The sequence below is a fragment of the Paenibacillus sp. FSL k6-2145 genome (assembly GCF_037976585.1).
Classification (GTDB): domain Bacteria; phylum Bacillota; class Bacilli; order Paenibacillales; family Paenibacillaceae; genus Paenibacillus.
On sequence record NZ_CP150267.1, the window covers coordinates 4,572,604 to 4,594,033 of the forward strand.

Annotated in this window: 18 protein-coding genes; 17 read left to right on the plus strand and 1 reads right to left on the minus strand. The window is 44.6% G+C overall.

What is annotated here, in order from left to right:
* Positions 1–312: 312 nt before the first annotated feature.
* Complete coding sequence (locus NZ043_RS20345; protein ID WP_339309131.1) at positions 313–1,191, plus strand: carboxypeptidase-like regulatory domain-containing protein; 879 nt, start codon at positions 313–315, stop codon at positions 1,189–1,191.
* A gap of 286 nt (positions 1,192–1,477) precedes the next feature.
* Entirely contained in the window at positions 1,478–2,029 is a 552-nt protein-coding gene (locus NZ043_RS20350) for a nitroreductase (protein WP_133384314.1), read from the plus strand.
* 243 nt (positions 2,030–2,272) lie between these two features.
* On the opposite strand, the gene NZ043_RS20355 is transcribed toward NZ043_RS20350, so the two are convergent.
* Positions 2,273–3,883 carry a YifB family Mg chelatase-like AAA ATPase gene (locus tag NZ043_RS20355; RefSeq protein ID WP_133384315.1) on the minus strand — a complete coding sequence of 537 codons (1,611 nt, stop codon included), beginning with the start codon at positions 3,881–3,883 and terminating at the stop codon, positions 2,273–2,275.
* Positions 3,884–4,362: 479 nt separating this feature from the next.
* Between NZ043_RS20355 and NZ043_RS20360 the strand changes: the two genes are divergently transcribed.
* The 15 genes from NZ043_RS20360 (at position 4,363) to fliI (ending at position 21,420) form a co-directional block, all read left to right on the plus strand.
* Positions 4,363–4,818, plus strand: coding sequence for a MarR family transcriptional regulator (locus NZ043_RS20360; protein WP_076208912.1), 456 nt, complete (start codon positions 4,363–4,365; stop codon positions 4,816–4,818).
* Between the two features lie 243 nt (positions 4,819–5,061).
* Complete coding sequence (sucC, locus tag NZ043_RS20365; protein ID WP_036609384.1) at positions 5,062–6,222, plus strand: ADP-forming succinate--CoA ligase subunit beta; 1,161 nt, start codon at positions 5,062–5,064, stop codon at positions 6,220–6,222.
* 63 nt (positions 6,223–6,285) lie between these two features.
* Entirely contained in the window at positions 6,286–7,215 is a 930-nt protein-coding gene (gene sucD / locus NZ043_RS20370; protein WP_036609382.1) for a succinate--CoA ligase subunit alpha, read from the plus strand.
* A gap of 243 nt (positions 7,216–7,458) precedes the next feature.
* Entirely contained in the window at positions 7,459–8,589 is a 1,131-nt protein-coding gene (gene dprA / locus NZ043_RS20375) for a DNA-processing protein DprA (protein WP_339309132.1), read from the plus strand.
* Between the two features lie 116 nt (positions 8,590–8,705).
* Complete coding sequence (topA, locus tag NZ043_RS20380) at positions 8,706–10,805, plus strand: type I DNA topoisomerase (protein ID WP_124114065.1); 2,100 nt, start codon at positions 8,706–8,708, stop codon at positions 10,803–10,805.
* 62 nt (positions 10,806–10,867) lie between these two features.
* Entirely contained in the window at positions 10,868–12,205 is a 1,338-nt protein-coding gene (gene trmFO / locus NZ043_RS20385) for an FADH(2)-oxidizing methylenetetrahydrofolate--tRNA-(uracil(54)-C(5))-methyltransferase TrmFO (protein WP_036609377.1), read from the plus strand.
* 26 nt (positions 12,206–12,231) lie between these two features.
* Positions 12,232–12,774, plus strand: coding sequence for an ATP-dependent protease subunit HslV (hslV, locus tag NZ043_RS20390; RefSeq protein WP_076208907.1), 543 nt, complete (start codon positions 12,232–12,234; stop codon positions 12,772–12,774).
* Positions 12,775–12,890: 116 nt separating this feature from the next.
* On the plus strand, positions 12,891–14,291 hold the full coding sequence (gene hslU / locus NZ043_RS20395) for an ATP-dependent protease ATPase subunit HslU (RefSeq protein ID WP_076208906.1): 1,401 nt from the start codon (positions 12,891–12,893) through the stop codon (positions 14,289–14,291).
* A 984-nt stretch (positions 14,292–15,275) separates the two neighbouring features.
* Complete coding sequence (gene flgB / locus NZ043_RS20400; protein ID WP_076208905.1) at positions 15,276–15,683, plus strand: flagellar basal body rod protein FlgB; 408 nt, start codon at positions 15,276–15,278, stop codon at positions 15,681–15,683.
* 6 nt (positions 15,684–15,689) lie between these two features.
* Positions 15,690–16,139, plus strand: a complete 450-nt coding sequence (gene flgC / locus NZ043_RS20405; RefSeq protein ID WP_017689191.1) for a flagellar basal body rod protein FlgC — start codon at positions 15,690–15,692, stop codon at positions 16,137–16,139.
* Between the two features lie 58 nt (positions 16,140–16,197).
* Positions 16,198–16,509: a flagellar hook-basal body complex protein FliE gene (gene fliE, locus NZ043_RS20410; RefSeq protein ID WP_017689190.1), complete on the plus strand. Its 312-nt coding sequence runs from the start codon at positions 16,198–16,200 to the stop codon at positions 16,507–16,509.
* Between the two features lie 137 nt (positions 16,510–16,646).
* Positions 16,647–18,230: a flagellar basal-body MS-ring/collar protein FliF gene (gene fliF / locus NZ043_RS20415; RefSeq protein ID WP_339309133.1), complete on the plus strand. Its 1,584-nt coding sequence runs from the start codon at positions 16,647–16,649 to the stop codon at positions 18,228–18,230.
* 11 nt (positions 18,231–18,241) lie between these two features.
* Positions 18,242–19,258, plus strand: coding sequence for a flagellar motor switch protein FliG (gene fliG / locus NZ043_RS20420; RefSeq protein WP_047842476.1), 1,017 nt, complete (start codon positions 18,242–18,244; stop codon positions 19,256–19,258).
* Positions 19,251–20,114 carry a FliH/SctL family protein gene (locus NZ043_RS20425; protein ID WP_074094560.1) on the plus strand — a complete coding sequence of 288 codons (864 nt, stop codon included), beginning with the start codon at positions 19,251–19,253 and terminating at the stop codon, positions 20,112–20,114. Before fliG ends, NZ043_RS20425 begins: the two co-directional genes overlap by 8 nt.
* Positions 20,101–21,420, plus strand: coding sequence for a flagellar protein export ATPase FliI (gene fliI, locus NZ043_RS20430; RefSeq protein WP_036609365.1), 1,320 nt, complete (start codon positions 20,101–20,103; stop codon positions 21,418–21,420). Before NZ043_RS20425 ends, fliI begins: the two co-directional genes overlap by 14 nt.
* Positions 21,421–21,430: the final 10 nt, after the last annotated feature.

Below are 21,430 nucleotides of genomic sequence, written 5' to 3' on the forward strand. Positions count from 1 at the left end.
AGTGAGAAGATGCAGACAAGTATCAAATGGATAATTCGACTAAGTACACTATCTTTATGTTTCATTTTGTTTGGAATCATGTATTCTGGAGTTTCTTATGCAGCAGATCCGTCTACACAGGCAAAAATATCAGGTAAAGTTACTGATCTTGAAGGGTTTCCTATCCAGGATGCAACAATCAAGTATTCCCTTAGATATCAAGGGGAAGAAACTGAAAAAAGCGTAAAGACAGATGGTACTGGAAGTTATTCTATACTTGAGTCTGTCCAGGATTATACGGAAATTAGTTTTATAATTGAAGCAGAGGGCTATGTGACTGACAGGCACCGTAATACCTACTATTTGTCAGAAGGGGAACAGATTCTGGTTAATTTCGAGCTATATGAACCTTCTACGATTGTAGGGTCTGTAACCGATCAAACAGGCAAACCGATTCCAGATGCCCTGGTCAAAGTAACAGGGGCCTTGGATCGCCCGGTTAAAACAGATCAGCAAGGTCGGTATGCCGTTACCGGGCTTGATTTTGACTACAATCCGAACATTGCGATCTGGGTAGATTCTGCGGATTATATGCTTTATGAACAGGATCGTTTGAATGTTCAGGCTGGAAAAACCTTAATCGTAGATGTTGTTTTGACAGAAGCCGCACATGTACGGGGGAAAGTAGTAGATGAGGCGGGCAATCCAGTAAGTGGAGCTAAAGTGAATGCCGGAGGCTCGGCAACAACAACAACGGATGCTCAAGGAAATTATTTCATAAAGCGCGTGCCAACAGGCACCATAACAATAACGGGGGAAGCAGCAGGGTACTTAAAATCGACTCAGAACATTCCCCTCGTACAAGGAGATCGTAATACGTTTAATATCGTACTTAAGAAAGATGCAGATATTACACCTCCAGTAACCAAGTACAGATTAGTTCCTATTACAGATACTGTGAACGGGAAGGTATACATTAAAGGATTTACATTCAGACTTCAGGCAACGGACGAAGTCAAAGGTTCGGGCGTTAAAACAACGCAATATCGAATCAATGGGGGAGAATGGAAGAACTATGAAGGACCCGTCAAGTTTTATGCTCCCGATGTCAAGGTGGTAGAGTACTACAGTACAGATGTTGCAGGTAACCAGGAGAAGTACAACAAAATGGATTTTGTTAATGGCACATTTGAAGGCGCGGGTTCATATTGATTCATCATTGATATGATAGTGTGATTTGTATAAGATGCTAATTTAATTAGACGGCTCTGACATGATGATCGCCCTCGGTAGATCAGGATTCGGAGCCGTCTTTACCGTTTTTAATACCTGTAGCCCTAGTAGTTGAGGCCTTCCCTTTGAATCTCGTGATCAGATGGGTGTATAATCAAGGATGTAATCTGGCGTTTTAATCTTTTGATTTGTCATAAACGAATTTTTCCAGACCGTAACCCATCGTTACGGTTACAAATCATATTATAAACAGGAGGTACGGCCGATGAGTAAAGCTACGAAAACAATAAATGAAGTCAGAAATGCGATTCAAAACCGTCGTACGGTGAAAAAATTCAAAAAAGAAGCTGTTCCTACACAGCAGATTATAGAATTGCTGGACACCGCAGTCTGGGCTCCTAACCATAAATTGCGCGAACCATGGAGATTTTTGTTGTTTACCGGGAATGGACGGAAGAAACTGGCTGAGGCTATTGATGCAGAAATGGGAGAAGACAACAAATTCTCAGCCAATATTTTGCAAGTTCCATCCGTTATGCTTGTCGTTCTGGAGGAAGATCCAAGACAGAATATATGGGACGAAGACTTCGCTGCGGTCAGTGCATTGGTTCAGAACTTTATGCTTGCAGCCTGGAGTGAAGACATTGGAACGTTCTGGGTGACCAAGCCATTCTTGTACGCCCCCAAATTCCGCAAACCGCTTGGAATAGAGGCGGGAGAGAAGATTGTAGGCATGATTTATATGGGATACCCTGATGTTATTCCTTCTGCCAAAGAACGCACACCAGCTAAGGACAAACTCACTCTTTTTGAATAATAAATTATTTGTAGACCTTAGCTATATACGATCCCCTTATGTTACAGGGAAATTTACGTACAAGTACCTTTCTTCACAGAAGAGAAGGGCTTGTACGTTTTTTGTCATGTTGGCATATCCGCATTGTAGAATCTCTATAAGGAATCCTTCTCGATCTTCCTCTGCTGTCTGCAGTTTCATGCCCATATCACTGCCTTTGGGTAAATCGGCCTGTTCTTTCCTCCATATGCTTCTAAAATAGCTTCAAAATAAATTAAGATCCAGTTGACGATACTGGATGGCTTCAGCCACATGAGCTGTCACAATTTCACCTTCATGGTCCAGATCGGCAATTGTCTGTGCCATCTTGATAATCCGATCATGTGCCCGCATGCTCAGGTTTAACGTTTGCAAGGTTTGCTCTAACAGTTGCTCTGCCTCTTGGGGGAGATGGATCGTCCGTCGCAAAAGCGTGCCCGAAAGCTGGCTATTCCAACGAACCGAACTTTTGGCATAACGTGTAGCCTGAATTTGATGAGCGTGGATCACTTTTGTCTGCATTTCTTCAGAGGAAGGGGAAGCAGCAGACTTGCGCCACTCGCCTGGTGGAGGAACCTCAACCTGAAGATCAATGCGGTCCAGCAGTGGCCCTGAAATTTTGGCTCGGTACGCGGCAACACGGGCTGGACTACATATGCAGCGTTGCTCCTCCGAATGAGCGGACAAATAACCGCAGGGACAGGGATTCATGGAACATGCTAGCATGAACTGGGCCGGAAAGGTGAATGCAGCGCGTGCCCGACTAATTGTCACTGTGCGATCCTCTAACGGCTGCCTTAATACCTCCAGCACTTGACGCTGGAATTCAGGTAATTCATCCAGAAACAATATGCCCCGGTGGGCAAGGCTCACTTCACCCGGTTTTGGGATACCACCGCCTCCAATCAGACCAGAGGTGGATATTGTATGGTGAGGGGAGCGAAAAGGTCTATCTGCAATCAGGCCTTGAGGCGCTTCTTTCAATTTGCCTGCGGCACTTAATACTTTGGTTACTTCTAACGCTTCATCTTCTGACAAAGGTGGAAGGATGGTAGGCAACCGTTTGATTAACATCGTTTTGCCCGTGCCTGGCGGTCCAACGAGCAGTATATTATGCATGCCAGCTGCAGCGATCATAAGCGCACGTTTTACATGGTGCTGCCCCAGAACATCGCTATAGTCATCTACCAGTAATGGAGTCTGTCTCGTCTTTTTATCCATTTTCTTCTGTGGCCTATCTGTTATAGGAGAAGCGAGGTGTGCATAATTTTTCAATACGACTGGTCCTGCATTCGAATTATTTGGTATTCCCACTGAACTAGCGCGTTCATCTGGGTTTTCCGGAGCAATATCCTGTAAATGACGAATGCCAAACACCTGGATACCTCGAATCAGTGACGCTTCCTCTACGTTATCGAAAGGCAGAAGCACGGAAGTAAAGCCTTGTCGTTTGGCCAGATCCACCATGGACAAAATGCCGGGCACGGACCTGATCGAACCGTCCAACGCCAGTTCGCCAACCACTAGTGTCCGTTCCTGGGGAGGAAGTACAAGCTGGCCGCTTGTCATAAGTAAACCAATAGCAATGGCTAGATCAAAGGAAGATCCTTCCTTGCGCAGATCAGCGGGAGCCAGATTAATTGTGATCCGCTGTAAAGGATACTGATATCCGCAGTTTTTAATCGCTGCACGAACACGTTCAACGGCCTCTCGAATGGCTGAATCCGGTAAACCGATGATGGATGTCTGTGGCAGACCATTGGATAAATCGGTTTCCACCTCGATCAGAACGCCATCGATTCCGTACAAACACGCACTGTGTAATTTTCCGTACATGACAAAGAAACACCTCACTCGATTCTTGACTCCGCATAATACGGGCCAGTCTACGAATTAAGGTGCTTCCTCAGCTTCTATTAAGCATTTTATATAAAAGGAATCATGGAGTCAACCAGTCATTATCATTGCTGTAGTCATCTCTCGGGATCCCTGAATTTTATTTCTGGAAGGAAATCATTAAATAGCTTTGGCGAAAATAGTTAAGTATAAACTTTCATTATGATTATTAAATTTGACCCGAGAAAGCGTGAATCTGTTCGCTGGACTTAGCTATTATTGTTGTTAAATCATGGGGATGTACTGCTGATTTTCTATCTATATTTATATTTTACACAATTTAATTTATCATAATTAAATTGAATAGTAAAATCATTTGTGCTCAATTATTCTGTTTTTTTTCTAATTTGTGATAAGATAGATTTATAGTTCCTTTTTTATAAGGAATAGAATGCACAATAGGCAGGTGAGAAAGATATATGCAGACTGACAGTTTGAAGCTGGATAACCAATTATGCTTTGCCATATATGCTTGTTCACGTGAGATTACGAAGATGTACCAGCCTTATCTGGAGGTGCTCGGCGTAACGTATTCACAGTATCTGGTTCTGATGGTATTGTGGGAACGTGAAGAATGTACGGTTAAGGAGATCGGGGAGGCACTCTATCTCGATTCGGGAACATTGACACCACTTCTCAAACGGTTGCAGTCAGCAGGACTTATTAATCGCGAACGCTCTGCTCAGGATGAACGAAAAGTATTAATTACATTAACCGACTCCGGCCGTGAGCTGCGGAACAAGGCATTGTCCATCCCTGAATCCATTCAGGGAGATGCGTGTTTGAACAGTACAGAGTTTGAAGCTTTGCTGGGTCAGTTCAAAGGGTTGCTGGAGAAAGTTCACCAAACCAACACTAACGCAGCCAAAAAATAAAATGTAGTTTTACATCAAGGAAACCTTAGCTTTTAGCTGAGGTTTTTTCCATATATACCCAAGCATTCACAATATGGGATCATACTCATATCAAAATACTGTCTATTAACCATTAATTTTTTAAGGAAAGCGTTTTAAAAACGTGTTACAATGAATTGGGTTTAAGTGAAAATAGTCAACATTTGTCTTTTGTTAGTCTACCAACCCGCCTTGTTGCAGTCATGTTGATAGGAGGATTCGAGAATGAATATCCATGAATATCAAGGAAAAGAAGTACTGAAACAGTATGGAGTTACCGTTCCAAATGGAAAGGTTGCTTATACAGTCGATGAAGCGGTTGCGGCCGCAGAGGCACTGGGCAGTCCGGTGACTGTTGTTAAAGCGCAAATTCACGCAGGTGGCCGGGGTAAAGCCGGCGGCGTAAAAGTGGCGAAGAGTACGGATGAAGTTCGTGCCTATGCTTCCGAAATTCTGGGCAAAGTATTGGTAACACACCAGACTGGACCAGAAGGCAAAGAAGTGAAACGTCTTCTGATTGAAGAAGGATGCGATATCCGCAAAGAGTATTATGTGGGTGTTGTTGTGGACCGTGCCACAGGCCGTGTAGTTATGATGGCTTCCGAAGAAGGCGGTACTGAGATTGAAGAAGTAGCTGAAGCTACACCTGAGAAAATTTTCAAAGAAATCATTGACCCTGCCATTGGATTGCAAGTGTTCCAGGCCCGTAAACTGGCCTACAGCATTAAGATTCCGAATGAACTGGTGAACAAAGCTGTTAAGTTCATGCTCGCGCTGTACACTGCATTTGTCGAAAAAGATTGCTCTATTGCCGAGATCAATCCTCTCGTTGTTACCGGAGATGGAAACGTTATCGCGCTAGATGCGAAATTAAACTTTGACTCCAACGCCCTGTTCCGTCACAAAGACATTTTGGAACTGCGTGACCTGGATGAAGAGGATGAAAAAGAAATCGAAGCTTCCAAATACGACCTCAGCTACATAGCACTCGATGGCAACATCGGCTGTATGGTCAATGGTGCGGGACTTGCGATGGCAACGATGGACATTATCAAATACTACGGTGGAGACCCGGCCAACTTCCTTGACGTTGGGGGCGGTGCAACAACAGAGAAGGTGACTGAAGCATTTAAGATCATCTTGTCCGATGCCAAAGTAGCTGGGATCTTTGTTAACATTTTTGGTGGCATCATGCGCTGTGATGTTATCGCCAATGGTGTTGTTGAAGCCGCGAAGCAGCTTGGCCTGACCAAACCGCTGGTTGTTCGTCTTGAAGGAACTAACGTGGAGCTTGGCAAACGTATTCTGGGTGAATCTGGCCTGAATATCGTTCCTGCTGATTCCATGGCCGATGGTGCACAGAAAATTGTTGCCCTCGTAAAATAAGTTCATTCCTTAGTACCGGAGCTGTCCGGGAATTGAAAAATAACCGTAAGGATGTGAAGCAACGTGAGTATTTTGATCGATAAAAATACAAAAGTCATTACGCAAGGCATTACGGGTTCAACGGGAATGTTCCACACGAAGGGCGCATTGGACTACGGAACCCAGATGGTAGGCGGAGTTACACCGGGTAAAGGCGGAACTAATGTGGATATCACGTTGGAAGACGGTACAGTAGCTAGTCTGCCGGTGTTTAACACTGTACAGGAAGCGAAGGAAGCTACAGGCGCAACAGCGAGCGTCATTTATGTTCCTCCTGCATTTGCAGCAGATTCCATTATGGAAGCTGTTGATGCTGAGCTGGACCTCGTAATCTGTATTACAGAAGGTATTCCGGTTCTTGACATGATCAAGGTTGACCGCTTCATGGAAGGTAAAAATACCGTCCTGATCGGACCAAACTGTCCAGGTGTCATTACACCAGGCGAATGTAAAATCGGTATCATGCCTGGTTATATCCATATGGCAGGGCACGTAGGCGTTGTTTCCCGTAGTGGAACACTTACCTATGAAGCCGTTCATCAACTGACGACACGTGGTATTGGACAATCTTCTGCTGTAGGAATCGGGGGAGACCCTGTAAAAGGCTCCGAGTTCATTGATATCCTCAAACGGTTCAATGAAGATCCACAGACTCATGCGGTCATCATGATTGGTGAGATTGGTGGTACAGCTGAAGAGGATGCTGCAGATTGGGTACGTGAAAACATGACCAAACCGGTTGTTGGCTTTATCGGTGGCGTAACAGCGCCTCCAGGCAAACGGATGGGCCATGCTGGCGCTATTATCTCTGGCGGTAAAGGTACAGCCAAAGAGAAGATTGCGAAGCTGGAATCATGTGGAATCAAAGTAGCACCAACTCCTGCTGAGATGGGTTCGACTTTGGTGAGTGTACTTGAGGAACGCGGTATTTTGAATTTGTGCACGACACATTAATTCTTTTTCGTTATAATAGAAGAAACGGCTCGGAAATGATCTATTTCTGGTAGATCGACTATTATGGTTACGGAAAAGGTAAGCAACCTTTTGTCCTTGAACAGGGCGAAGGGTTGCTTTTTTGCGTTTTTTTACGGGAAAAGGGGGTTGGATTGTCTCTCATCGACGTAAACGCTTGCATTCCGTGGTCACTTAACACACAATATGAGGGAAGATCTCTTCCCGCTTTGGGAGGTTTATGGTATGGAAGAACGATGGATCTTGTTTGGGTTGCATGAGATGGAGGGTATTGGTAAAAAAACAATCTCGAAATTGATTCTGGGACAACATGAATTACCCGATCTATTGAATTATGGGGAAAGCGACTGGGTCGCAGCAGGCTTGCGCAAAGATCAGGCTGCCCGTTTGGCTAGCCAATTTACTATCGACTGGATTGAGAGTAAAAGAGAACACGTTTACAATCAGGGGATAGAGGTTATTACTTATCTGGATCAGAATTATCCCATATTAATGAAGGAAACCGTTCAGCCTCCCTGGGTAATGTATGCACGAGGGGATGTTAGTTTGCTACACAATTCGTCTATTGCCATGGTGGGAACTCGTATGCCAACCGTGTATGGGCGCAAAGTTGGAGAAAAGCTGGCAGAGCAATTATGCAATGCAGGACTTGCGATTGTAAGCGGGCTTGCCCGCGGTATTGATAGCGTATGTCATGAGGCAGTACTACGTGCTAAAGGAAAAACGATTGCAGTATTCGGAACAGGGATTGATAATATATACCCACCCGAAAATACAAGCCTCGCCGAGCGAATCGCGGAGACGGGTCTGCTTTTGTCGGAATATCCACCAGGTACGCGAGCGCGCCAGGGATTATTTCCGGAACGGAATCGAATCATTGCCGGTCTGACACTGGGAACATTGGTTGTTGAGGCTGACATTCGCAGTGGTTCACTCATTACAGCAGATGCTGCGCTTGAAGCAGGCAGGGATGTATTTGCAGTCCCTGGACCTATTACATCGCCGAAAAGTCGGGGAGCACACAATCTTATCCGTCAAGGGGCCAAATTGGTCACTTGTGCAGCAGATGTATTGGAAGAGTATCGATTGGGCTTGCCAAATGCAGAACAACTTCCTTACAATAGAGGACGTTCGACCGAAACAACCGAGCCTTCCGGGCGAGGGATATTCGCTGAGGTAAAGCTCTCTCCAGATGAACAACGCGTGATTTATCTGTTGGAACAGGGAGAACAATCATTGGATCAACTGGTTGAGCTGCTTGGTTGGGATTTTGGACATTTGCATTCAGTTCTGTTATCTTTAATCATAAAAAAGCAGATTAGCCAATTACCAGGCACTAAATACGCGAGGGTATGACGAAGCTACAACCTACGTGGTGCGTGGAAATATATAATTAGCAGAAGTTATTAACTATGCATAAGCTTACAGAAACAGTTTCATGACAGTTTCATGACTGAGAGGAGGATGAACCTATGGCGGATGCACTCGTAATCGTGGAGTCGCCCTCAAAGGCGAAGACGATAGGCAAATATTTAGGCAGCAAGTTCATCGTAAAAGCTTCGATGGGGCATGTTCGCGATTTGCCAAAGAGTCAGATCGGCGTTGAGGTAGAGAATGATTTTAATCCGAAATATATTACGATCCGCGGCAAAGGTTCAATTTTGAAAGAACTGAAGGATGCACGGAAGAAAGTGAAAAAAGTATATCTCGCAGCTGACCCGGATCGCGAAGGTGAGGCTATTGCATGGCATTTGGCCCATGCCCTTGAACTGGACGATACGGCAGATTGCCGGGTTGTATTTAATGAAATTACAAAACAGGCGGTCAAAGATGCGTTCAAAACGCCGCGGAAAATCAATATGGATTTGGTTAACGCGCAGCAGGCAAGACGTATTCTGGATCGGCTCGTTGGATATAAAATTAGTCCGTTATTATGGAAGAAAGTGAAAAAAGGTTTGTCTGCAGGCCGGGTTCAGTCCGTGGCTGTTAAAATCATTTTAGATCGTGAAAATGAAATTGATGATTTTGAGCCGGAAGAATACTGGAGCATTACCGCCAAACTGACAGCAGACGGCAATCCGTTTGAAGCCAAGTTTCATAAACTGAACGGGGCCAAAACAGAGCTGGGCAGTGAAGCGGAAGTGCAAGCGATCCTGAAACAGATCGAAGGTGCAGACTTTACGATCAAGGAAGTTAAAGAGAAAGAACGGAGCCGTAACCCCTCCGCCCCGTTTACGACGAGTTCTCTGCAACAGGAAGCGGCGCGTAAATTGAATTTCAGAGCCTCCAAGACGATGTCGGTCGCCCAACAACTATATGAAGGTGTAGACCTTGGAAAAGAAGGCACAGTAGGTCTCATCACGTATATGCGTACGGACTCCACACGAATTGCGGCATCTGCACAAGAAGAAGCCAAAGAATATATCGTTGGTAAGTATGGTGAGCCATTTGCACCTGAGACTCCACGAAACTATTCCAAAAAAGCAGCTAATGCTCAGGATGCGCATGAAGCGATTCGTCCAACTTCAATTCTGCGTGACCCTGACTCAATCAAGTCATTCATGAGTCGCGATCAGTTCCGGTTGTATAAACTGGTATGGGAACGTTTTGTAGCGAGCCAAATGTCTTCGGCTATTCTGGATACACTCTCTGTAGATATTGCTGCGGGGGACACCATTTTCCGTGCAGCAGGTTCTAAGGTACGATTCCAAGGTTTCATGAAGGTATATGTTGAAGGAAACGACGATGGTACAACCGATGAAGATCGTCTGCTGCCTCCGTTGAAAAGTGGAGATGTGCTTGAGAAGCAGGAGATTGAGCCAAAACAGCATTTTACACAACCGCCACCCCGGTATACGGAGGCAAGGTTGGTTAAGACGCTTGAGGAATTGGGAATAGGGCGTCCGAGTACATATGCGCCAACACTGGAGACCATTCAGAAGCGCGGATATGTTGCAATTGAGGAAAAGAAATTCATGCCGACCGAGCTGGGTGAACTGGTCATCGAACAGATGGAAGAGTTTTTCCCGGAAATCCTGAATGTAGAGTTCACCGCAAACATGGAAGGTGATCTTGACCATGTGGAGGAAGGTTCCGAGGATTGGGTCAAAGTACTCGCAGAATTCTATGAATCTTTTGAGAAACGGCTTGAATTTGCGGAAGAAGAAATGAAAGAAATCGAGATTGAAGACGAAGTATCGGATGAGATCTGTGAGAAGTGTGGCAAACCGCTGGTTTATAAACTTGGACGTTTTGGCAAGTTTCTTGCGTGCTCTGGCTTCCCTGATTGCCGGAATACCAAACCGATTATCAAGGATATCGGCGTGACTTGTCCGAAGTGTAAGGAAGGTCATGTTGTTGAGCGTCGTAGCAAAAAGGGACGTATTTTCTACGGTTGTGACAAATATCCTGAATGTGATTTTGTCTCATGGGACAGACCTTCAGCCAAACCATGTCCAAGTTGCGGATCGCTAATGATTGAAAAGCGGAACAAAAAGGGAGCACGATTGCAGTGCACTTCATGTGATCATCAGGAGCCGGTGGATGAACCGGATGACGAATCAGCAGATTAGTATATATGTGAATCAATTCAATTATAGTGAAATATGAAATTGCTTTATGGGGGTAAATGATTTTGACAAATGAACAACAAGTAACCGTTATTGGTGCCGGGCTGGCAGGAACAGAAGCGGCCTGGCAGATTGCAAGTCGCGGCGTACGCGTAAAATTATACGAGATGAGACCTGTTGTGAAAACGCCAGCTCATCATACGGATAAATTTGCAGAGCTGGTATGTAGCAACTCGTTGCGTGCGAATGGATTGACCAATGCAGTGGGTGTGTTAAAAGAAGAAATGAGAATGCTCAATTCTCTTGTATTGTCAGCAGCAGACAAACATGCAGTTCCTGCAGGTGGGGCACTTGCTGTGGACCGAGATGGATTTTCAGGTGAGATTACATCCACGTTGCACCAACATCCGCTCATCGAAGTGGTGAATGAGGAATTAACTTCTCTGCCAGAAGATGGCATCGTTGTTGTTGCAACGGGGCCGCTGACTTCACCCGCATTGTCTGAGCAAATTAAGGCACTAATGGGGGAAGAGTATTTCTACTTCTATGATGCAGCTGCACCGATCATCGAAAAAGATTCAATTGATATGAACAAAGTGTATCTGGCTTCACGTTATGATAAGGGTGAAGCGGCATATCTGAACTGTCCGATGACAGAAGAAGAGTTTGATGTCTTCTATGAAGCTCTCATTACTGCTGAAGTCGCTCAATTGAAAGAGTTCGAGAAAGAAATCTACTTTGAAGGCTGTATGCCAATCGAAGTGATGATGAAACGCGGAAAACAGACGGCTCTGTTTGGACCTATGAAACCGGTAGGTCTGGTTAACCCTCATACAGGAGAGTTGCCACATGCGGTTGTTCAGCTTAGACAGGACAATGCAGCTGGAACCCTTTATAACTTGGTGGGCTTCCAGACGCATCTGAAATGGGGAGAACAGAAACGTGTCTTTTCCCTTATTCCTGGACTTGAAAATGCAGAGTTCGTTCGTTATGGCGTAATGCACCGAAATACATTTATTAACTCTCCTAAACTGCTTCTTCCGACGTATCAGTTTAAAGAGCGTCCAAACCTGTTCTTTGCAGGTCAGATGACGGGTGTAGAAGGATATGTGGAATCTGCTGCATCAGGGCTGATTGCCGGCATGAACGCAGCCAAAGCAGCACTTGGGCAGGAACTGGTGGTATTGCCGGTAGAAACAACACTTGGCAGTATGGCTCAGTATATTACAACGGCTGACTTCAAGCACTTCCAACCAATGAACGCAAACTTTGGTTTGTTGCCGAAGCTTGAAACGAAGATTCGTAACAAAAAGGAAAAAAATGAAGCTCTTGCACAGCGTGCACTGGATGGCATCACTAGTTTTGCTGCGGCAGAAGGTCTAACTGTTCCAGAACGCGTATAAATTATTCGTGGGAGGATGCTGATATCATGGATATGTCATTTCATGCTACAACGATCTGTGCTGTTCGTCATAATGGTAAGGCTGCAATCGCAGGAGATGGTCAGGTGACCATGGGCCAAAGTGTTGTGATGAAGAATACAGCCAAGAAGGTAAGACGTTTGTACCGCGGACAGGTTGTTGCTGGCTTTGCTGGTTCTGTGGCGGATGCGATCACCCTGTTTGAGAAATTCGAAGGTAAGCTTGAGGAGCACCATGGTAACTTGCAGCGTGCTGCTGTAGAGCTTGCCAAGGATTGGCGTCAGGATCGGATCTTGCGTAAGCTTGAGGCACTGTTGATTGTGATGGACAAATCAGGTATGCTGCTCATTTCAGGCGGCGGGGAAATTATTGAACCGGATGATGACGTTATTGCTATCGGATCAGGTGGAAACTTTGCCTTATCTGCTGCACGTGCGTTGAAACGTCATGCAGTAAACCTGGAAGCGAAAGATATTGCGCGTGAATCACTTCAGATTGCCTCGGAGCTATGTGTATATACCAACAGTAATATTATTGTAGAAGAATTATAAGCCAAAGAAATCTCCCGTAGTGGAGCATGATTCTGTAATCTGCTCCAGGACGTCCAGGGGATTCTTTGTCCTTGTTAGGTAAAATAAATTCAACATACTGGTAGGAGGGAAGCAATATGAATACTCAAGCGTTAACACCGAGACAGATTGTTGCAGAGCTTGACAAGTATATTGTAGGTCAAAAGAAAGCTAAAAAATCGGTAGCAGTGGCCCTTCGTAATCGTTATCGGCGTAGCCTTTTGCCTGAACACACTCAGGACGACATTGTGCCTAAAAATATTTTGATGATTGGACCTACCGGTGTGGGTAAAACGGAGATCGCCCGTCGCCTCGCTAAACTGGTAGGTGCGCCATTTGTGAAAGTGGAAGCTACCAAGTTCACTGAAGTAGGTTACGTTGGCCGTGACGTTGAATCGATGGTGCGTGATCTGATTGAGACATCACTGCGGATGGTGAAGCTGGAGCGGACTGAAAAAGTGAAAGACAAAGCTGAAGAAGCTGCCAACGAACGAATTGTACATATTTTGGCTCCTTCACAGTCTAAGTCCAAGAATCAGCGCAATCCCTTTGAGATGATCTTTGGCAATAATGGTAACAACGTTCAGGAGCAGGATGAGCCAGAACCGGATACAGGAGTTGCGGAGCGTCGACGCAAGATCAAGTTTGATCTGTTGTCCGGCAAGTTGGAGGATGACATCATTGAAATTGATGTAGAAGACACTGCTCCTAATATGATGGACATGTTTGCTGGTCAAGGTAATGATCAGATGGGCATGAATATGCAGGAGATGTTTGGCAGCCTCTTACCTCGTCGTACGAAAAAACGTAAACTCGCTATTAAAGAAGCGCGTAAAGTGTTGATCCAGGAAGAAGCAGGGAAATTGATCGACATGGATGATGTTACCCAGGAGTCCATTCGCCGGGCGGAGCAGACAGGTATCATTTTCATAGATGAAATCGACAAGGTGGCCAGTCAAGGGCGCGGTAGTGGTCCTGATGTGTCCCGCGAGGGTGTGCAACGTGACATACTGCCTATCGTCGAAGGTTCAACGGTAATGACGAAGTATGGCCCTGTCAAAACCGATTATATTCTGTTTATGGCAGCTGGAGCATTCCACGTCGCCAAACCTTCTGATCTGATTCCTGAGCTTCAGGGGCGCTTCCCAATTCGTGTGGAACTAAGTAGTCTTACACTGGAGGAGTTTGTATCCATTCTGACTGAACCGCAAAATGCATTGACCAAGCAGTATGTTGATCTACTGCGCACCGAGAATATTGAGATTGAGTTCTCGGATGAGGCCATTCGCGAGATTGCCAAATTGGCCGAATCCGTCAATCAAAATACAGAAAATATAGGTGCACGTCGACTGCATACGATTCTTGAGAAGCTTTTGGAGGATTTATCCTTTGAGGCACCTGAGCTTACACTGGAACGTATGGTGATCACTCCGGAGTATGTCCGGGAGAAATTAAATGATATTGCGCTTGATCGTGATTTGAGTCAGTATATCCTGTAACATGGAACTAGCAATGTAGTTGTTAAAATGATGTTATAAATGAACGGTATGCAAGAAAGTAGAGAACATTTGTGTGATCCACAAAGGGAAGCATTCCTTTAGCGATCCACAAAGGCTCTCTTACTTGACGACGCATATCGTTTATTTTTGTTTCTAGCTAAAGGATTTCGATGTTACAGCCGATAAAAGATGTGGGGTTGTTATACGGATCGACAAAACCTAGGACTTGTGCCGCATGTATACGAAGTTAAAACCTATCAGAGTGGTAGTTATGCTTCGTTTACATACCCAATGATTCCCATTAAAAGAATTTTTCTTATTCCAAGTCTGGTCATCGGTTTAGTCGATAGATTGGTAAATGTTGCGTAAATGCGCAAAATGATGAATTGTTGAAAAGTGTGAACCCACTAATTGTTTTCTTAAAATTAAAATATATAGACGCCGCTTAATTGTTAAGAAAGTGTTGTGTAGGAAGGTCGAGTTTTCTTCATCATTGAAAGATAACTTGTCAATTGATTAATATATAGCTTTGTATGTATATCTATCATATTGTCCTTAAACCCTTACTACAACGGCAAAAAATTCTAACATTATCAACTATGAAATATTCGGAAATATACATAATTACGGGCGTTGTAAGCTCATGTTGAGACTTGAAAGTTTTTTTTTATTTTAAGAATGTTTAAGAACAATCAGGGAGAGTATTAACATACTTTTGTTTTGGGCCCGAACATTTACGAAAAAATTCATAATTTGCAGAAAATACACAAAAAGCCCTGTCTTTCAGAAAAGATAGGGCTTTTTTCTTATTGTAATAAATCCCAAACTCGAAGAAACTTATGTTATACGACAACATCAGAGTTAATTCTACTTAAGTCCTAGAAAACCGTGTAAAGACGAATGTTTTTGTCGAAAAAAACATAAGAATTTTCAAGGGAAAAGATTCAATCTTTTTCCATTACTTCTAAAGAGAGGAGGGGGATTGTGAATCTTTTAAACGATATCAGCTTTAAAAGATTGCAAGGTGCACTCGATGCGTCCAATATCAGACAACGAACGATTGCTGACAACATCGCGAACGCCGATACCCCGTATTTCAAGCGCTCGAACGTTTCTTTTGAAGAAATGTTGCAAGGGCAAATGAATGGAGATATGCCTGTTCTTAAGGGTAAAGTAACTGATGCAAGGCATTTTGTCATAGGTCCTTCCTCTTCCGTACCAACGCCAGTAGTTAATATGGACCAGTCAACCTCCATGAATAACAACGAAAACAATGTCGATATAGACAGAGAAATGAGTCTTCTGGCGGAGAATCAGTTGCGTTATAACGCTTATATTCAGCAAGTGAACGAACAAATTAAAATTATGCGTGTTGGCGTGGAAGGGAGATAACCTAAATTGAACATTAGTAATAGTTTTAGTATCAGTAGCTCAGCTCTGACAGCCCAACGGTTGCGGATGGACGTCATATCTTCCAACATTGCCAACGCAGAGACGACGCGCGCGAGCGTATCCAATGGTGAAGCGGTCCCTTACAAACGTAAAATGGTTGTGCTTGAGCCGAATAAAACGTCATTTGGTACGATGTTGCAAAATCAGATGAGAGGTAGCGGTTCAGGAGATGGCGTAAGAGTAACGGAGATTCGGGAGGATCAGTCACCTTTGAAGCCTGTGTATGACCCTTCTCATCCAGATGCCAATGCAGAAGGATATGTATTTATGCCTAATGTGGATATTGCGAAAGAAATGGTCGACATGATCTCTGCTTCGCGTTCCTATGAAGCAAACGTAACAGCACTGAATTCAACCAAAGCGATGATCTCCAAAGCTTTGGAGATTGGAAGATAATCTGCTTTGAAATGAAAATAAGAAAAATACAAACCAGGGATGAAGGGGAGGGACATTAATGATTCAGAACAACATGTTTAGCACACAGGGGATACAACCGCTACAGATGAAGAGTGCAACCGAAAGTAAGCCTTCTACACCAGCCGAAACCATTCAGAGCTTCGGTACATACTTACAGAATGCATTAGGATCCGTCGCAGCACAGGAGGCTCAATCGCATGAAATGTCGAATCAATTTTTGGTCGGCAAAGCGAATGTGGACCAGGTGATGATTGCTTCAGAACAGGCCTTGTTAAGCCTACAACTCACAACTCAAGTCCGAAACAAAGTGGTCGAAGCATACCAGGAAGTTATGCGAACGCAGTTATAAAATAACCTACTTGCGCTTCGATAATAGCGCTGATCATTACAACAAAGCAGCTGCGATGCTGCTCCTGATCGTCAACCTATGAAACGGCGAGGGTTGAGTAAGGACAGACTAAGCAAAGTTTCGGATGGGGTGACAGAGTGAATGAGAGAATCGCCCAGTACAGGGATAAGGCATCCCAGTATTGGAATAGTTTTAGCAAAAAGCAAAAAGTATTATTTATATCCACCTTCCTGTTCCTGATTTTGGCTGCTGTTGTACTCACGATGCAATTGTCCAAGACGGAATATGAAGTAGCTTTTACAGATTTGAATGCAAGTGATTCAGCGGGCGTGATCAGTTATCTCGATTCATCTAGCATTCCATACAAATTAAGTTCAGATGGCAAGACCATATCCGTACCGAGTACAAGTGTTGCAATTGCAAAGGTGAATGTTGGATCTCAAGGGATTATTCAGAATGGTTCATTAGGGTATAAGTCATTCGAGGAGTCATCATCGCCGATCGGAATGACGGATAAAGAGTTTGATGTAAAGTACAACAACGCTATAAACGGAGAAGTTGAACAGTTACTTCAGCGGATGCAAGGGATACAGGATGCTAAAGTACTCGTTAATATGCCGAAAGATAACATCTTTGCTGGTTTAGAAGAACAAGACAAAGCATCAGCATCGGTAGCTCTTCAATTCAAACCGGGTTATCACCCCAATCAGGCAGCGGTAGATGGCTACTTTAACTTGGTTAAAACTGCAATTCCTAATCTGCCTGTTGAGAACATCACGATTACGAACACAGATGAAGCAGAATTGATTCCAACTGCCCGAGGTGGCAGTGGAGGGTTGTCTTCCGAAGTCCAAGAGAACATGGCATTACAGAAAAAGTTTGAAAACGATGTCCGTAATAACGTAAAGCAATTCCTTTCCCAGATTGTAGGCGAAGACAAAGTTAATGTTTTGGTAGCCTCCAAGCTTAATTTTGACAAAGAAACACGTAAGGAAAATCTGGTCACACCTGTTGATGTAGATAATATGAAAGGCATCGAGATCAGTGTGCAGGAGATTCAAAAGAGTTACACTGGCGCAAGCAACCCAACAGGTGGAGTTGCTGGCACAGGACAAGAGGAAGTTCCGGGTTATCCATCATCTGATGCAGCCGGTAACTCTACCTCCGAAGAATCATCAAGCACTATAAACTACGATGTTAATCGAATCGCCAAGGATATTATTTCCAGTCCGTATACTGTAAAAGATTTAACCATTAACGTTGCAGTTGAACCACCGAATGGAGAAACAGAATTACAGGGACCGGTTCAGGACGCAATTGAGAACATTTTGGTTAACATTGTTCGTGCTTCACTGGCAGACTCAGGCACTGTAATAAGTGACGCCGATCTGACAAAGAAAGTTTCAGTCATGTCACAAGGATTCCAGACTGCCTCTACAGACAATACAGGTTTCCAGCTTTCCTCAACGATGATGTGGGGTGGAGGCGCACTCATAGCGGCATTGATCGCAGCGGTAGTTATTTTGTTAGTACGCCGTCGCCGCAAACAAAACGAAGTCGAAGAAGAAGAGATTCCTCTTCCAATAGCAACAGAGTTCCCGTCCATTACGCTGGACAGTGTAACGAACGAAAGTCAGGTGCGCAAACAATTGGAGAGTTTGGCCAAGAAAAAGCCAGACGAATTCGTCAATCTGCTGCGTACATGGCTGGCTGACGAATAGAGGTGAACGCATTGGCGAAGGCAAGCAGTCAAGGTTTGACTGGAAGACAAAAAGCAGCAATTTTGTTGATTACATTAGGTCCGGAAGTCTCGGCTCAGATCTTCAAACATCTGCGTGATGAGGAGATTGAGCAACTTACGTTGGAAATTGCCAACGTGCGCAAGGTTGATTCTTCCGAAAAGGACATGATTATGGCCGAGTTTCACCAGATCTGTCTGGCGCAGGAATATATTTCTCAGGGCGGTATCAATTATGCGAGAGAAATCCTGGAGAAAGCTCTGGGTTCTTCAAAAGCACTTGAAGTCATTAACCGTTTGACAGCTACGCTGCAAGTCAGACCATTTGACTTTGCACGCAAAGCAGATCCGAACCAAATTTTGAACTTTATTCAGAATGAAAGCCCGCAAACAATTGCCCTGGTTCTGTCTTACCTGCAATTCGAACAGGCAGCAGCGATTCTATCATCCTTGCCACAAGAGAAACAGGCAGATGTCGCTCGCCGGGTGGCTGTTATGGATAGTACTTCGCCGGAAGTCATCTCTCAAGTGGAGCGGGTTCTGGAACAAAAACTTTCTTCTACCGTAACGCAGGATTACACGAATGCGGGTGGTATTGAATCGATCGTTCAGATTCTGAACGGAGTCGATCGTGGTACAGAGCGTACCATTTTGGACTCGCTTGAAATTCAGGATCCTGAGCTTGCGGAGGAAATCAAAAAACGCATGTTTGTATTCGAAGATATCGTCAATGTGGATGATCGTTCGATTCAGCGCATTATTCGGGATATCGACAACGCAGATTTGCAGCTGGCACTCAAAGTGGCAAGCGAAGAAGTTCGGGATGCCGTGTTCCGGAATATGTCGAAACGGATGTCCGAGACATTCAAAGAAGAGATGGAATTCATGGGACCTGTGCGATTGCGTGATGTTGAGGAAGCTCAGACACGTATCGTAGGAACGATACGCAGATTGGAAGAAGCCGGTGAGATCATTATCGCACGCGGTGGAGGAGATGATATCATTGTCTAATTTGATTAAATCTTTCCAGTATGTACCCGTTGATGACCGCAAAAAACTTGAAAATCATCATCATTATGGTGGTACTGAGGAGTCTGAAACGGAATTATACGGTGACAGTGCTGAAGGTTCTGAAGCAGAAACGCTTCAAGCACGCGTGGACGAAGAAACACAACGTCTTACCGCAGAAATGCTGGAAGATGCCAAGGAGTTTGCAGAAAAGCAAGTACGTGAAGCTTCAGAAGAGGCAGAGCGCATGCTTCAAGAGGCCCGTGAACAGATCGACAGCTGGTGGCAGGAACAACGACAACAGGATGAACATCTGACTGAAGCGCTTCGTTCACAAGGTTTCCAACAGGGTTTTGAAGAAGGCAAAGTACAAGCTGAACTGGATCTCCAGGTGCAGATCGAAAAGATGATGATTGAAGCCCAGGAAGTGCTCAAGGAAGCTTATGTAGCGAAAGATCAGATCATTCAGGAAGCCGAACCTTTCCTCGTGGAGCTCGCTTGCGGAATCGCTGAGAAAGTCATTGATAAGCAACTTACCATTGAACCCGATCATACATTGGAACTGATTCGTCAGAGTTTGTCACGTAAACGGGAGCAGGGGTTAATCACACTCTGTGTGGCACCTGATCAGTTTACATTTGTACAGGCAGCTCGTGAAGAATTGTCTCTGTCCATTGACTCTCAGGCAGAATTGCAGATTTTGCCTGATTCAACGGTCAAAGATAAGGGATGTGTCATTCGTTCTTCGTTCGGAAGTGTAGATGCGAGAATTGATACACAGCTTGCTGAGATTAAAAAAGAACTGGTCCGCATAGCACTTGAGGATGAGGAGCGAAAAAATCAACATGAAGGTTCTTAGTTCACAGCGATATATGGAACATTTGCGCCAATTCGATCCTGTTCGTATTAACGGCAAAGTTACTCAGGTCATTGGTCTTATGGTGGAGTCAGAAGGGCCAGATGCAAGTATCGGTGACGTATGTTATATCTATCCTGGTAAATCAGCCAAGCCTCTTCAGGCCGAAGTTGTTGGGTTTCGAGATAACAAAGTGCTGCTTATGCCACTGGGTGAACTACAATCCATCGGTCCTGGTTGCGATGTAGTAGGTACGGGTAAACCGCTCGGCGTTCAGGTAGGCTCCGAATTGCTCGGTAAAGTGTTGGATGGACTTGGACAACCGCTGGACGGTTCCCTTCTTCCATCAAGAATGCCGATGTACTCTACCTCCAATACTCCGGTCAATCCAATGGATCGTCCACGTGTACTTGAAACGATGGGTGTTGGTGTAAGAGCTATCGATGGATTACTGACCGTAGGTAAGGGACAGCGTGTAGGTATTTTTGCTGGTTCTGGTGTTGGTAAGAGTACATTGATGGGTATGATTGCTCGTAATACAGCAGCAGATGTCAATGTCATCGCGCTTGTGGGTGAGCGTGGACGTGAGGTACGCGACTTTATTGAACGGGATTTGGGTCCGGAAGGACTGGAACGCTCCGTAGTCATTGTTGCAACTTCAGATCAGCCTGCCCTGATTCGGATTAAGGGAGCAGTTATTGCGACAACTATTGCAGAGTATTTCCGAGATCGTGGAATGAACGTGATGCTCATGATGGATTCGGTAACCCGATATGCGATGGCACAAAGGGAAGTTGGTCTGGCCGTAGGTGAACCTCCGGCAATGAGAGGATATACGCCATCGGTTTTTGCAAGTTTGCCCAAACTGCTTGAAAGGGCGGGTACAGGACCTACCGGTTCGATTACAGCCTTTTACACCGTTCTGGTCGATGGGGATGACATGAATGAACCAATTGCGGATGCGGTAAGGGGTATTCTGGATGGACACATTGTGTTAAATCGATCCATTGCAAATAAAGGTCATTTTCCAGCGATTGATGTGCTAGCCAGCATAAGTCGTGTTATGAAGGATATTGCTCCGGAAGAGCAGTTGGAAGCCGTTAATAATATGAAACGTTTGATGGCTGTGTATAAAGAATCGGAAGATTTGATCAATATTGGAGCTTACCAGCGGGGATCAAATGCAGCCATAGATGAATCGATAGACCAGATTGATAGTATATGGAACTTTACCAAGCAGAAAGTCGACGAGAAAGTCACTTTAAGTGAAGTACAGGAACGTTTGATTCTTGAATTTGCAAGGAGATGAATGGGTAAAC